The organism is Nonomuraea sp. B208, from assembly GCF_057536035.1.
In genome coordinates this window covers 429,208-442,176 of sequence record NZ_BAAJOU010000021.1, presented here as the reverse complement: position 1 = coordinate 442,176, position 12,969 = coordinate 429,208, and the positions used below count along the sequence as shown (strand labels likewise).

At 71.4% G+C, this 12,969-nt stretch carries 18 protein-coding genes; 4 read left to right on the top strand and 14 right to left on the bottom strand.

The annotated features are described in order from the left end of the window. Positions 1–3: 3 nt before the first annotated feature. Together AC27IY_RS19025 and AC27IY_RS19020 are read right to left on the bottom strand one after the other, a co-directional pair. Positions 4–945: a hypothetical protein gene (locus tag AC27IY_RS19025; RefSeq protein WP_487178716.1), complete on the bottom strand. Its 942-nt coding sequence runs from the start codon at positions 943–945 to the stop codon at positions 4–6. Beyond that, on the bottom strand, positions 936–1,256 hold the full coding sequence (locus tag AC27IY_RS19020) for a hypothetical protein (protein ID WP_344213386.1): 321 nt from the start codon (positions 1,254–1,256) through the stop codon (positions 936–938). The genes AC27IY_RS19025 and AC27IY_RS19020 overlap by 10 nt, the downstream gene beginning before the upstream one ends. Positions 1,257–1,399: 143 nt before the next feature. On the opposite strand from AC27IY_RS19020, the gene AC27IY_RS19015 reads away from it, so the two are divergent. Both AC27IY_RS19015 and AC27IY_RS19010 read left to right on the top strand, forming a co-directional pair. Further along, positions 1,400–1,786 (top strand): YbaB/EbfC family nucleoid-associated protein, encoded by a 387-nt coding sequence (locus AC27IY_RS19015; protein ID WP_487178715.1) that lies wholly within the window; start codon positions 1,400–1,402, stop codon positions 1,784–1,786. An 11-nt stretch (positions 1,787–1,797) separates the two neighbouring features. Next, positions 1,798–2,175: a YbaB/EbfC family nucleoid-associated protein gene (locus AC27IY_RS19010; RefSeq protein WP_487178714.1), complete on the top strand. Its 378-nt coding sequence runs from the start codon at positions 1,798–1,800 to the stop codon at positions 2,173–2,175. Positions 2,176–2,190: 15 nt separating this feature from the next. Here AC27IY_RS19010 and AC27IY_RS19005 read toward each other — a convergent pair whose 3' ends face one another. Both AC27IY_RS19005 and AC27IY_RS19000 read right to left on the bottom strand, forming a co-directional pair. After that, positions 2,191–3,279 (bottom strand): sensor histidine kinase, encoded by a 1,089-nt coding sequence (locus AC27IY_RS19005; protein ID WP_487178713.1) that lies wholly within the window; start codon positions 3,277–3,279, stop codon positions 2,191–2,193. Positions 3,280–3,322: 43 nt separating this feature from the next. After that, positions 3,323–5,269: a family 10 glycosylhydrolase gene (locus AC27IY_RS19000; RefSeq protein ID WP_487178712.1), complete on the bottom strand. Its 1,947-nt coding sequence runs from the start codon at positions 5,267–5,269 to the stop codon at positions 3,323–3,325. Positions 5,270–5,458: 189 nt separating this feature from the next. Here AC27IY_RS19000 and AC27IY_RS18995 point away from each other — a divergent pair, with 189 nt between their 5' ends. Further along, complete coding sequence (locus tag AC27IY_RS18995; protein ID WP_487178711.1) at positions 5,459–6,985, top strand: golvesin C-terminal-like domain-containing protein; 1,527 nt, start codon at positions 5,459–5,461, stop codon at positions 6,983–6,985. A gap of 55 nt (positions 6,986–7,040) precedes the next feature. Here the strand turns inward: AC27IY_RS18995 and AC27IY_RS18990 are convergent, their stop codons facing one another. From AC27IY_RS18990 to AC27IY_RS18975, 4 genes are read right to left on the bottom strand one after another with little or no spacing between them, the layout of a single operon-like run. Beyond that, positions 7,041–7,253, bottom strand: a complete 213-nt coding sequence (locus tag AC27IY_RS18990; RefSeq protein WP_449949803.1) for a DUF397 domain-containing protein — start codon at positions 7,251–7,253, stop codon at positions 7,041–7,043. Positions 7,254–7,303: 50 nt separating this feature from the next. Continuing rightward, the gene (locus AC27IY_RS18985) at positions 7,304–7,516 is read right to left on the bottom strand and encodes a DUF397 domain-containing protein (protein ID WP_449949800.1); all 213 of its coding nucleotides are present in this window, start codon (positions 7,514–7,516) and stop codon (positions 7,304–7,306) included. Between the two features lie 50 nt (positions 7,517–7,566). Next, a complete protein-coding gene (locus AC27IY_RS18980; protein ID WP_329588666.1) occupies positions 7,567–7,791 on the bottom strand; it encodes a DUF397 domain-containing protein in 225 nt (74 codons plus the stop codon). Continuing rightward, positions 7,778–8,572 (bottom strand): helix-turn-helix domain-containing protein, encoded by a 795-nt coding sequence (locus tag AC27IY_RS18975; protein WP_344213401.1) that lies wholly within the window; start codon positions 8,570–8,572, stop codon positions 7,778–7,780. The genes AC27IY_RS18980 and AC27IY_RS18975 overlap by 14 nt, the downstream gene beginning before the upstream one ends. Before the next feature lie 138 nt (positions 8,573–8,710). Here AC27IY_RS18975 and AC27IY_RS18970 point away from each other — a divergent pair, with 138 nt between their 5' ends. Continuing rightward, a complete protein-coding gene (locus tag AC27IY_RS18970) occupies positions 8,711–9,127 on the top strand; it encodes an ATP-binding protein (protein WP_423477385.1) in 417 nt (138 codons plus the stop codon). A gap of 172 nt (positions 9,128–9,299) precedes the next feature. Here the strand turns inward: AC27IY_RS18970 and AC27IY_RS18965 are convergent, their stop codons facing one another. Genes AC27IY_RS18965 through AC27IY_RS18940 form a run of 6 tightly spaced genes read right to left on the bottom strand, consistent with a single transcriptional unit; the run spans position 9,300 to position 12,960 of the window. Next, a complete protein-coding gene (locus AC27IY_RS18965; protein WP_487178710.1) occupies positions 9,300–9,482 on the bottom strand; it encodes a hypothetical protein in 183 nt (60 codons plus the stop codon). Between the two features lie 25 nt (positions 9,483–9,507). Continuing rightward, positions 9,508–10,269 (bottom strand): SDR family NAD(P)-dependent oxidoreductase, encoded by a 762-nt coding sequence (locus AC27IY_RS18960; protein WP_449949790.1) that lies wholly within the window; start codon positions 10,267–10,269, stop codon positions 9,508–9,510. 19 nt (positions 10,270–10,288) lie between these two features. After that, the gene (locus tag AC27IY_RS18955; RefSeq protein WP_344213409.1) at positions 10,289–10,867 is read right to left on the bottom strand and encodes a TetR/AcrR family transcriptional regulator; all 579 of its coding nucleotides are present in this window, start codon (positions 10,865–10,867) and stop codon (positions 10,289–10,291) included. A 40-nt stretch (positions 10,868–10,907) separates the two neighbouring features. Then, positions 10,908–12,119, bottom strand: coding sequence for a hypothetical protein (locus AC27IY_RS18950; RefSeq protein ID WP_487178709.1), 1,212 nt, complete (start codon positions 12,117–12,119; stop codon positions 10,908–10,910). Continuing rightward, complete coding sequence (locus tag AC27IY_RS18945; protein WP_423451884.1) at positions 12,116–12,631, bottom strand: SigE family RNA polymerase sigma factor; 516 nt, start codon at positions 12,629–12,631, stop codon at positions 12,116–12,118. The genes AC27IY_RS18950 and AC27IY_RS18945 overlap by 4 nt, the downstream gene beginning before the upstream one ends. Before the next feature lie 17 nt (positions 12,632–12,648). Further along, entirely contained in the window at positions 12,649–12,960 is a 312-nt protein-coding gene (locus tag AC27IY_RS18940; RefSeq protein ID WP_487178708.1) for a glycosyltransferase family 9 protein, read from the bottom strand. Positions 12,961–12,969 lie beyond the last annotated feature (9 nt).

The window sequence follows — 12,969 nt, the reverse complement described above, 5'->3', positions numbered from 1 at the left end:
GCGCTACTTGTTCCTTCCGAAGAGCCGTCGCAGAGCCCCTTCTTCCCGTCGAATCCGCTCCGCGTGGCCGGCTTCGTAGCCCAGTCGCTGCTCCTCCGCCTTCCGTTTCGCGATGCTCTTCTTCAGGTCGTCCTCCAGCTTCTTCTTCTCGGCCTCGCTCATGCCCCTGGTGCTCTGCGGGATCGCACCATGGAACTTACCGGTCTCGTCCCTGCGGCCCCGTCCGCCGCCTCCGCCCCGGCCGCCGCCGCTGTTGCCCCGGTTGTTCCTGCGGCCCATCTGCGCGATGCCGTCCCGTACGGACCGGGGCCCGGACGGGTTGCGCAGGCCCGCAGGACGCATGGGGACGACCCCGCGCGGGCCACCGGCGAGTGCCGGCGAGCCCATGGGCCCGCGCGGGAGCTTCATGGTGTCGAGGACGCGGCGCATCGGCTCGGTGACCTTGCGCCGCATCAGCGGGGCGAGGACCTTGCCGGTGCCCTCCGCGCCCTGGCGCAGGATCCCGCCGACCGCCTTGCGCCCGGCGAGCACGCGGGCCGTCGCGTACGTCGCGCCGACCGCTCCGCCGAAGGCCAGCAGCTTGGCCACGTCCACGGCGGCGAACACGGCCTGCGTGCCCGCCGCGACCTTCACCGCCGACACGACGGACGCGCCGCCGTCGATCAACCGGGGCATCGACCGCAGGGCGGCGTCGGCCTGGGCGAGGTGGCCGCCCTGCCCGCCGTGCTGGTCCCAGAAGGACTGCAGGTGGGTGGCGGACTCGCCCTTGTGGACCTGCCCCACGCCCTGCACGCCCGCGTCGACCTGGGCCGCCGCGGGCAGGGCGGTGGTGTGGGCAGTGCGCACGGCCGCGCTCTCCCGCCCCATGTCGTCCTCGTCGATGTTGGGCCAGGGGCCGAGCATCGCCATCATCGAGGCCGCCGCCGGCGGCAGGATCACGCCCACGTGGTCTCCACGTCCCCGACGACCGCGGTGTTGGCCGATTCGGCGTCGCGGCTGTTCCTGGCGGTGTCGTGCAGGCCGTCGCCGGTCCTGACGAGCATCGCGTGCAGGCCGCCCAGCGCGGCCATCGAGGTCTCGCGGCACTCGGCGTAGAAGCTGGTGAACACGGAGAACAGACCGTCGTCCCCCCAGGACGACACGCCGTCGCCTCGCGCGTGCATCGGGGTCAGCACGGCGCCGTAGTCCTCGCCGTGGGCCCTGACACGCGCGGCCTCCCGTTCCACCGCGCCGAAGGCGATCTCAACTTCCGTCATGGCGAATGACGATATAAGCCCTTCTGTCACTTCGGACGACACTTTCCAGTCATGATCTTGTGATCTGTCGGACATCGAAGGGATCGTGGCCGTCTAGACTGTGCCTTCGTCCGTTCAGCTGCCGTCATGCCGGAGGAGGTCACATGCCGCGCCCCGCTCCCGAGGACGACGCCCGCTACCTGGCCGACTACTACGAGCAGGCCCGGCGGGTCATGCGCGACCTCCAGGCCGCCCGTGCCGCGATCGGGCAGGTCGAGGGCCGCGCCCGCAGCAAGGACGGGCTGGTGGAGGCCGTCGCCACCGGCCACGGCGAGCTCACCGGCCTGCGCCTCGACCCCCGAGCGCTGCGCCTCGGTGAGGCGGCGCTCGGCCGGGAGGTGACGGCGGTGCTGCGCGCGGCCCAGGACGACGCCGAGCGCAGGGCCAAGGAGATCGCCGACAAGGTCGCCGGGGCCGCGACCCTGCCCGAGCCGCTGGACGAGAGCTTCGTCCGCGACCGGGTGGAGCAGGTGGCCCGCGACCTGCTCTGAGGAGGCCACTCGTGTTCGAGCACCGGTACGACCCCGCCGACATCAAGGAGCGCGACCTCGACGAGGCCGGCCGCGCGGGCGAGCGGATGCTGGCCTGGCTGGAGAGCGCCCAGGAGGACCTCGAACGGGTCGTCGGCGCGGGCAGGTCGCGCTCGGGGCAGGTCGAGGCGCGGGTCGACGCGAACGGCCGGGTGCTCAAGGTCGCCTACGGCCCCCGCGCCACCAAGCTGCCGAGCCGCGACCTGGCGGAGGAGACGCTGGCCGCCGTGCGCGAGGCGTGCGCCGACGCCCAGCGCCAGACCCACGACCTCATGCGCGAGGCGCTGCCCGGCTACGACCCCGCCGAGGCCGAGGCCCGTCTGGAGGCCATGCTCGGCGAGTGGCGCTGAGATCTGACAGCCCGGTCAGTTCGTCGGGAGGATGGCGGTGACCAGGAAGCCGCCGTCCTCCACCGGCCCGGCCTTGAGCGTGCCGCCCGCCAGCTCCACCCACTGGCTCACCTCGCTCAGCCCCTCGCCGCCGAGTCCGGGCGGCGCGAACGCCTCCTCCGGCCGGGTGTTGCGCACGCTCACCCGTACCACGCCGGGCAGGTAGCGCACCTCCACGCGGGCGTCCGTGCCGGGCGCGTGCTCGCGCACGTTGGCCAGCGCCTCCTGCACCACCCGGTACGCCGTCCGCCCCACCTCCCCCGGCACCGGCACCGGCACGCCGCTCACCACCAGCTCCACGGGAACGCCGCGAAAGGCCGACTCCGACACCAGCGACCGCAGGTCGGGCAGCGGCAGCCCCAGGTCGAAGCCCTCCCCGGTGCCGCGCCGCAGCAGCAGGCTCATGTGCCGCAGCTCGTCCAGCGCCGCCCGGCCGGTCGCCCGCAGCTCCTCGGCGGCGGCCCTGGCGCGCTCGTCGGCCGCCTGCTCGGCCAGGGCGCCGGCCCGCAGGACCATGCGGCTGACCCGGTGGGTGACGACGTCGTGCATCTCGCCGGCCAGCCGCTCGCGCTCCACGCGTTCGGCCCGCTCCTCCAGCGCGCGCCGCAGCCGGGCGCCCGCCTCGGCGTACAGGCCGTACAGGACGGCGAAGGCGAGCACGATCTCGGTGCGCAGGACGAGGAAGGCCGCGCCCGGCCACTCGGCGGGCAGCAGCACGGCGAGGGCGAGGGCGAGCACGGGCAGCCACCGCCGGGTGGCGTGGTGCCGCTCGGCGGCGAAGGCCATGGCCGCGTACACCGCGAACGGGCCGGCCGGCGGCCACACCGGCAGGTGGGCCAGCGGCGGCACCGCGGCCGGGGCCAGCGCGCAGAGCACCGGCAGCGCGGCCGCGGTGGCCGCGCTGATCCAGGCGACGGTCAGCGGGGCGCGCCGCATCCACAGCAGCGGCACCGTGACGGCGAGGAGGAGCGGCAGGAACGGCCCCCTCGGGTAGGCCGCCAGCGTCAAGCCCGCCGCGGCGAGGACCGCGACCGCATCGGCGAGCCGCGGGCGGGCACCGTCCACCGGCTCATCGTACGATCACGGACGGCACCTGCCCAGCGCCCCCTCACACCTTGGTGATGCGGACCGCGTCGGCGATCACGTAGCCGGTGGCCGAGGTCCAGCGGCTCACGCCGACCACGTTGTACGTGCCCGCGTTCAACGTGTACGTCCCCAGCACCCGCCAGGCCCCGCCACCCGACCGCTGGTCGACGCTGACCGTCTGGTTGCCTCCGGAGGCGGCCACGATGAACGGCGTGGCGCTGTTGTAGCCGGCGTTCGCCGGGTACCACACCTCGACGCGGTAGCTGCCCGCGCTGGGGATGGTCGCCGCGTACCAGGCGGGGTCGCTGGCCGCGACCGGGTCGGCGAAGCGGTAGTCGGCGCCGTAGAGCTGGGTGGAGTAGGCGGAGGTGCCCCAGTTGCCGCTCGCCGTGAAGCCGGCGGCGGCGTTGTCCAGGATCACGCTGAACGCGCCGCCCGGGGAGCCGGCGGTCCGGCCCGCGCTGGGCGCGCTCTCCTGGTGCGTACGGGTGAGCGCGGTCACGTAGTAGGTGTTCGTGCCGCTCGCCGTGGTGTCGGTGAACGTCTTGGCCCTGGTCGTGCCGACGAGGTTGCGGGCGTCGGCGAAGAAGCACGGGTCGGCGGCCGACGGGGTGCCGGCGACGCGGTAGACCGCGTACCCGGTGCCGGAGCCGGTCCAGGTGAGCTGGACGCCGCCGCTGCCCTGGGTGGCCGCCGTGATGACCGGCGCGGCCGGAGCGGCGGCGGCGCCCCGGGCGGGCAGCAGGGCGGGCCTGGTGTAGTGGGCGTTGACCAGGCGGGTGATCGCGCCGATCCGGTCGGCCTTGACGTCCTTGGCGCTGAAGTAGACGTCGCCGACGATCTCGGGGTGCTGCCTGTTGTCGTGGAGATGGTCGCTCAGCTCCGCCGGGTCCTGCCAGGCGGCGTCCTGGCCGGAGGCGCCGGCGCGGTAGGCGGCCTGGCCGATGACGAGCTGCACGCCGGTGCCCTTGACGACGTCGGACCACCAGGCGGTCAGCACCTCGTAGGCGGCCGTGGAGAAGCCGAGGTGCCAGTAGATCTGCGGGGAGATGTAGTCCACCCAGCCCTGTTTGACCCAGGTGCGGCTGTCGGCGTAGATCGCGTCGTAGGACTGGAGGCCCGAGGTGCGCGAGCCCAGCGGGTCGGTGCCGGAGTTGCGCCAGATCCCGAACGGGCTGATGCCGAAGGAGACGTGCGGCTTGGCGGCGTGGATGCGCTGGTCGAGCTCACGGATCAGGAGGTTGACGTTCTCCCGCCGCCAGTCGGCGACGTTGCCGAAGGAGCCGCCGTACTGGGCGTAGGTGGCGGAGTCGGGGATCGACTCGCCGCTCACCGGATAGGGGTAGAAGTAGTCGTCGAGGTGCACGCCGTCCACGTCGTACTTGGAGACCGCGTCCATGATGGCGTCCTCGATGAAGGCGCGGACCGCCGGGATGCCCGGGTTGTAGTAGAGCTTGCCGCCGTAGGCGAACCGCCAGGAGGGGTTCTTGCGGGCGGGGTGCGTGGAGACCAGCTTGGCCGGGTCGTCGTGGTTGGCGATCCGGTACGGGTTGAACCAGGCGTGGAACTCCAGGTTCCGGGCGTGGGCCTCGCTGACCATGAACGCCAGCGGATCGTAGCCGGGGTTGCCGCCCTGGGTGCCGGTCAGCCACTGCGACCACGGCTCGTACGACGAGGGCCAGAACGCGTCGGCGGTCGGCCTGATCTGCACGACGACGGCGTTCATGCGCTTGGCCACGGCGAGGTCCAGCCAGGCGCGGAACTCGGCCTGCTGGGCGGAGGCGGTGAGCCCGGTGCGGCTGGGCCAGTCGATGTTCGCGACGGACGAGATCCACATGGCCCTGAGCTGGCGCTTCGGGGTGGCCGGGTCGGTCTGGCAGGCGGCTGCGACGGCGGCGGGGGCGGGCACGACGAGGGTGACGAGTGCGGCGGTGAGCGCCGCCATGAGGGTACGCAGGAGCGCGGTCACGAAGGGAAGTTTCAGCGCATCATCCGGAAAGCGCAATAGTTTTCACGCTTTTGCGGGGGCCCAACTTCGGACATCCAGTCAACGAAGGTGAAAAGTTTCACCGAACTGGCGAGTAATGTCAATTATCGACATCGGTCAGGTAGTTGCCGTAGCGTGCGAGCCGTCACCCTTGTGAACGAGGAGCCCCCCATGGAACTCGCCCGCACGCGATTAACAGCCCTCGCCACCTCCTTCCTCGCCGTCCTCGTCCTCGTCGCCACGGGCCGCCCCGCCCTGGCCGCGCCCACGGACGGCACGCTCACCGCCGCCTTCGCCAAGGCGGCGGCCACGTACGACGTGCCCCGCGACCTGCTGGTCGCCCTCGGCTACGCCGAGACCCACCTGGACGGCCACGACGGCAAGCCCAGCGCCAGCGGCGGCTACGGCGTCATGCACCTCGTCTCCAACCCCACCAACCACTCGCTGGAGAAGGCCGCCGAGCTCACCGGCCGCTCCGCCGACGAACTGCGCACCGACGACGCCGCCAACGTGCTCGGCGGCGCCGCCGTCCTCCGCGCCCACGCCGACGCCCTCGGCCTCGACGAAACGGCCAGGAAGGACGCCGGCCGCTGGTACCAGGCCGTCGCCAAGTACGGCAACGCCACCTCGCCCGAGCTCGCCCGCCTCTACGCCGACGCCGTCTACGAGAGCCTCGGACTCGGCATCGACATCCGCGGCGTGCAGGTCAAGCCGCAGGAGGTCACCGCCGACCGCGGCCCGCTGGCCAAGGCCCGCGACCTCAACGCCAAGGCCGACGCCGGCGTCCTCAGCACCGACTACGGCCCCGCCGCCTGGGTCGCCGCCAGCTCCAGCAACTACACCGCCTCCAGCCGCCCGTCGAGCTACGCCATCGACCGCGTGATCATCCACGTCACGCAGGGCTCGTACGCCGGCACCATCTCCTGGTTCCAGAACTCCTCCGCCCAGGTCTCGGCCCACTACGTGGTCAAGTCCTCCAACGGCGCCATCACCCAGATGGTGCGCGAGAAGGACATCGCCTGGCACGCCGGCAACTGGACCTACAACACCCGGTCGATCGGCATCGAGCACGAGGGCTACGTCAACGACGCCTCGTGGTTCACCGACGCGATGTACCGGGCGTCCGCGGCCCTCACCAAGGCCATCTGCGACAAGTACGGCATCCCCAAGGACCGCAGCCACATCATCGGCCACAACCAGGTGCCCGGCGCCACCCACACCGACCCGGGCTCCAACTGGAACTGGACCACGTACATGAACTACGTGACCGGTGGCGGCGGCACCCCCTCGTGGACCACCACGATCGACAACACCACCTCCGGCCAGTTCACCGCCAGCGCCAACTGGGGCACCTCCACGTACTCCAGCCAGCGCTACGGCTCCGACTACCGCTTCGCCGACCCGGTCTCCGCCAGCGACCCGGCGTGGTACTCGGCCGCCATCCCCAGCGCGGGCACGTACCGCGTCGAGGTCTGGTATCCGGCCGACGCGGGCTACAACAGCTCGGCGCCGTACATCGTGGCGGCCTCAGGCGGCAACCAGACCGTCTACGTCGACCAACGCAGCGGCGGCGGCACCTGGAAGAGCATCGGCACGTTCTCGCTGAACGCGGGGACGTACAACGTGGTCGGAATCAGCCGGTGGACCGCCGGCACCGGCTACGTCATCGCCGACGCCGTCCGCATCAGCCGCGTCTGACCCCACCACACCACGGCCCGTGCCCACCACCGCAGCGGTGGGCGCGGGCCTTCCGTCAGAAATCAAACTCCCCAAGCTTCGCGCCCGAGACGAACGCCCGAAACACCTCGCCCCGCAGAATCAACGGGGCGACCCCGGGCTGTTCGGAGTCACGGACCGCGTAACGGTCACCGCTCAGCTTGGCGACGTAGAGACAGTCACCATCGTTGGGCCCGGACAGCGAGGACTTGATCCACTGCGCGCTTTCCAGCTCGTCACCGAACTGCATACCTTGCCGTCCTCTTCTCCGAAACCGACGAGGGAGACAGCAAGCCGCTGTCAGAAGTCGAACTCCCCAAGCTTCGCGCCCGAGACGAACGCCCGAAACACCTCGCCCCGCAGAATCAACGGGGCGACCCCGGGCTGTTCGGAGTCACGGACCGCGTAACGGTCACCGCTCAGCTTGGCGACGTAGAGACAGTCCCCACCGTTGGGCCCGGACAGCGAGGACTTGATCCACCGCACGCTTTCCAGCTCGTCACCGATCCGCATACCTTGCCGTCCTCTTCTCCGAAACCGACGAGGGAGACAGCAAGCCGCTGTCAGAAGTCGAACTCCCCGAGCTTCGCGCCACCCACGAACGCCCGAAACACTCCACCGCGAAGAATCAGCGGCGCGACCTCAGGCTGCTCGGAGTCACGAATCGCATAACGGTCGCCGCTCAGTCTGGCGGCGTAGAGACAGTCACCGCCGCTGGATCCGGAGAGTGTGGACTTGACCCACCGGGCTGCTTCCAGCTCGGCACGCAGATCATCACTGATCTTCATACTTCGCCACCGCCTCATGTATCAGTCGCTGGCTCATCGATATGGGAAGTGCCCATTTGTGAATCGCCTCATACCTGACGCTGACCCGCCGCACCATGTCCTCATGAGCGCTCACGGAGCCCGAGGCGGCGTCTTCAAGTGAGATGTGATCCGGCATGTCCTTGCCCTGAGCGACGGCGAAGCCTCCGAGCAGACCCGCTGTAGCGCCCATCTCCAGCGGCACGATCTGAATCGAGACGAAGGGCCGCGCGAACATCTTCAACAGATGCTCCAACTGCTCCCGCATCACTTCCTTCCCACCCACCGGGCGGAGGAGAGCGCATTCATCGATCAGCGCCCAGTACAAGGGCGGATCCACGCGCTGGAAGACCGACTGCCGCCGGAGCCGTGTCTCCACGGCATCGTCCACCCACTGCTCAGTGACTCCCGGCTCCGTCATCAGGAGGGCTCGCGCGTAGCGGGCCGTCTGAAGGAGCCCGGGGATCACCAGCGGTTGCCAGGTGCGGATGGTGTGGGCCTTCTCCTCCGCCTTCGGCCACTCGCTGAACCACCTCGGCGTGGACATCACCGTCGTGTTCGGCAGAAGCCCGTACAGCTCGCCGTTCAACCCCAGCGCCGCCTCAGCCGCCAGGGTGAAACCCTTGCTCGGCCGCCGCTTGCCGCGTTCGATCAGGCCGACCAGGCTCTCGCTGCACGAAAGCAGCTCCCCCAGCGCCGCCTGCGACAGCCCTGCCGCTTCGCGCGCCTTCCTCAGAATCTCGCCGTAGACCTGTGCCGGCATGCCACGCCCTCTCAGGGGGACCCGGACAAGCCTCAGGAGGTCTGTCCGGCAACGGACGGTGACGGGTCGATCACAAAATAGCAGCACGCCGCCACTCTGAGGAGTGTTCTCGGACACTCGCAAAGCCGGAGCCGCACTATGGGCAACTCAGAGGTCGTCCTGTGGCGCAGCACGACGCTGCGCCGCGACGCCAGAACGTCATGGCAGGCACGCCAGGCCACCGGACTGTGGCTCGCCGACAATGATCCGGCGGTCAGGTCCGACGCGCTCCAGATCGTCGCCGAGCTGGTGGCCAACGTCGTCCAGCACGTCCCCAACGGCCAGGGCCGCGACTGGATCGGCATCCGCCTCGGCTTCGGCGACGGCTTCGTCCGCCTGGAGGTGACCGACCCGGGCACCCCGTCCCCCGTGCCCTGCTTCGTCCCCCGCCAGCTCGATCCCTTGGCGGAGTCGGGTCGCGGCCTCGGCATCGTGGCCTGCCTCAGCGTCCGCCGGGGAACGCGCCTCCTTGCGGGCGGACGCCGCGTCATCTGGGCCGATGTAGCGGCAGGATGACGACGCCCCGGCCCTTTCCCGGCTGGCAGATCATCGACGGCGCAGGAGGCGGCTACATCGCCATCCGCCTTGTCCTGGTGCCGTCCACGAGCGGACTCTCCAATGTGCGGTGCGGCGTGACCCTGGCCGAGCTGCACCGGCATCTGGAAGAGGAGACACGCCGACGCGCGCGTCAGGCGGTGGCGCCACTGTTCAGCGAGTCACCCGCCGAAAGTGTCTGAGTACGCCGTTCGGCCAGCTCGTAATCGTCGATGTAGGCCTGATTGCGCCGCCGGGCCTCGGCCACGGCCTCCTCTCCGCCGGAGGTTGCCACGATGTCGGCGCGCACGTCGTTCCACTTGGGGAAACTCGTCATCGATCCTTCTCCTTCGAACAGCCTCTCAGGCGGTGGCGCCGCCGTCCACGACGTGGTCCTGGCCGACGACGTAGCTCGACTCGGGCGAGGTCAGCCAGAGCACCGCCGCCGCGATCTCCTCAGGGGCGGCGACCCGGCCGATGGGGAGGGAGGCGCGCATGCGCTCGTCCCGCTGTTCGACGGTCTCGCCCGGACGGGTCGACATCGGGGAGTCGATCGGGCCCGGGCTGATCGCGTTGATGCGGACGCCGTCGGCGATGTGGTCGCGGGCGGCGGTGCGGGTCAGGTGGCTGACGGCGGCCTTCGAGGCGGCGTACGCGCCCGCCCCCGGCAGCCGCCAGTGCGCGCCCAGGTTGGAGGCGACGTTGACGATCGTCCCGCCGCCGTGGGAGCGCATGTGGGCCACCTCGTGCTTCATCGACAGGAACACGCCCTTGAGGTTGACCGCCAGCACCTGGTCGAAGACGTCCTCGTCGTAGTCGGCCACGGGCGCGAGCGTGCCGAAGATCCCGGCCGCGTTGCAGGCCACGTCGAGCCCGCCGAGGCGGGAGACGGCGGCGGCGACCATGGCGGCGGCCTCGGCCGAGCGGGAGACGTCGGCGGCGAACGCGCTCGCCCGGCCGCCGGCCGCCTCGATCTCCTTGACCAGGCCGGACAGCCGTCCGGTGTCGCGGCCGACCACCAGTACGGCGGCGCCCTCCCGCGCGTACGCCCGCGCCACCGCCCCGCCCACGACACCCGTCGCGCCGGTGACGAGGGCGACCTTCCCCGCGAAACGCTCACTCATGATTCTTGACCAATCGTTCTCAAATTTGGACGGCTGTCATGGCCTCTTCGACGGCGGCGCGGAGGCGGCGGGGGTCGGGGTCGGCGCGGCCGAGCACCCGTACGCCCTGGAGCAGCACGAGCAGGAACCTGGCCAGCGCGTACGGATCCTTGTGCCCGGGGATCTCCCCCTGGGCCCGCGCCCGCACCAGCGCCGCCGCGATGGCCGTCTCCAGCCCCGCCCAGCTCTCCACCACCCGCCGCGACACGACCGGGTCGCGCGAGCCGAACTCGACCGCCGTGTTGACCACCATGCACCCCCGCCGCAGCTCGTCGGCCAGACATTCGGCCACGTAGCCGTCGAGGAAGGCGCGCAGCGCCGGCAGCACGGGCCCCGGCTGCGACAGCGGCCCCACCACGTCGTTGCGCGCGAGATAGAGCTCCAGCGCCTTCAGATAGAGCTCGCGCTTGCCGCCGAAGGTGCCGTAGATGCTGGCCCGCGCGACGCCGAGCCGTTCCACGAGGTCGGCCATCGAGGTGCCCTCGTAGCCGCGCTCCCAGAACAGCTCCAGCGCCTTCTCCAGCGCGACCTCGGGATCGAACTCCTTGCTCCGTGCCACGCGAGCCACGTTAACACTATCTAGAACGATCGGTCAAAAATCATCGCGGCGTCAGGACCCAGCGCCAGGCGCCCTGCTTGTTGGAGTTCCGGTACGCGGCCAGCTGGGTCATCCGCGCCCCGTCCACGCTCACCAGCACCAGACCGTTGTCGAACTCGTCCCCGCAGGAGCCCGCGCAGCCCAGGGCGAGCACGTTGTCGTCGTCCGCCCAGGCGTGCAGCTGCAGGACGTTCTGGCGGCCGACGATCTCGCCCGTCGCGCTGTCGGTGATCTCGGTGGGCAGGCCGTCGGGCCCGAGCACGCGGCGGCCGTCGGGCGAGAGCGCCGACTCCGTTGAGTAGCGGACGTAGCGCTGGCCCTGCGGAGCGTCGCGCGGCTCACCGTCGAGGGTGTACCAGACGCGATCGGGCTCGGTGTCCGTGGGCGCCCAGATCGCCGTGCCGTCCAGGCTCCAGCCGAGGTCCTGGCGGCCGTTCATGTTGGCTGGGACGTCGTCGCCCGTCCGGGCGGGCAGCGCGTGGTAGACGGCCTCGCCGGACCCGACGTCGAGGATGAAGTAGCCGGTGCGCGGGCTGTCACGGAGGATCAGGCTGTCGGGCTCGGGCCCGCGCTCCACCGCGTCGGGATAACTGGAGTACGCGGTGGCGAGCACCTTCGTGCCGTCGGGCGACCAGGTGACCGAGGCCACCGGATGCTCCAGGTCGAACCACTTGAGAATCTGCCGGGTGTTCAGGTCCAGGATGCCCAGCCGCCGCGCGGGCAGCTCGCGCTCCAGCACGGCCGCGACCTGGAGCCCGGGGGCCACGTCCACCCAGCCCCAGGAGGTCCGCTCGTAGCCGCCGCTACGCGGGTCGTACAGGGACCAGGTGCGTACGTTGTGCCGCAGCCTGCCCCCGGCCGGCTCCTCCTTCATGGTGTAGTACGCCGACACCGCCAGCCGTCCCGCCGCGACCAGCCGGCGGGGCGGGCTGTGCTCGACGTCCGCGCGCACGTCGGTCGGGGCGGGCGAGGGCCGGGCCGGGAGCGTGATCCCGTCGGCCGGACGCACGCTGACCGCCGGCGCGGGACGGTCCCCCACCGTCCCCGCCACGAACGTGACGCCCGCGATCAGCGCCGCCACCAGCCCCGCCGCCAGGACGGCCACCCTCGCCGGCCGACGGACGCGCCTCCGTAGCGCCCGATCGGCCAGGTCGTGGGGAACGTGAACCTCCCCGGCCCACTCCCGCATCGTGTCGCGCAGCAACCGGGTCACCGGGCCACCTCCAGCTCTCGTGCCAGTTCGGGGGCGATCTCGCGCAGCCGCGCCAGCGACCGGTGCGCGGTGCTCCTGACCGTGCCGACCGAGCAGCCCAGCGTCCGGGCGACCTCCTGCTCGGGCAGGTCCTCGAAGTACCGCAGCACCACCACCGCGCGCTGGCGGGGGGTGAGCCGGGCGAGCGCGGCGCGCAGCATCATGCGCAGCTCGCTCTGGTGGTTGAGGTCCCGGCCCGCGGTCTCCGGCGGGTCGGCCTGGATCACCTCGCCGCGCCGCGCGCTCGTCCGCCACCAGCTCACCTGCTGGCGGTACATCGTCTGCCGCACGTACGCCTCAGGGGCGGTCACCCGCCGCCACTTCGCGGCCAGCTTGGCCAGCGCGCTCTGCACCAGGTCCTCGGCCGCGTGCTGATCGCCGCCGGCGAGCAGGAACCCCAGCCGCATGAGCGCGGGGGAACGCGCGGCGACGAACTCGCGGAAACGCTGCTCGTCCGCGGCGTCCACGATCACCTCCGAAAGGATCGACGTCACCCTCTCAGACGCCGCATGGCCCCCTCCGCTATGCGTGTTTCCGCCAGCAGATCGCCGGCCTGCTCCAGTACGTCGTCCACCGGCACGTCACGCACCCACGACACGTCGTGCGGGCAGCGCTCGCCCCGCGGGTCCACGCCGTCCACGCCGCACACCGGGCAGCCGGTGGTCCACGAGATCAGCGGCCGGTGCCGGGTGCGGGTGAGCGGGCCGTAGCTGACGAGGTTCACGCACCAGTAGACCGCGACGGTGGGCGTGCCGACCGCCGCGGCCAGGTGGCGGGGGCCGGTGTCGTTGCGGCCGTTCATGTTGAAGGG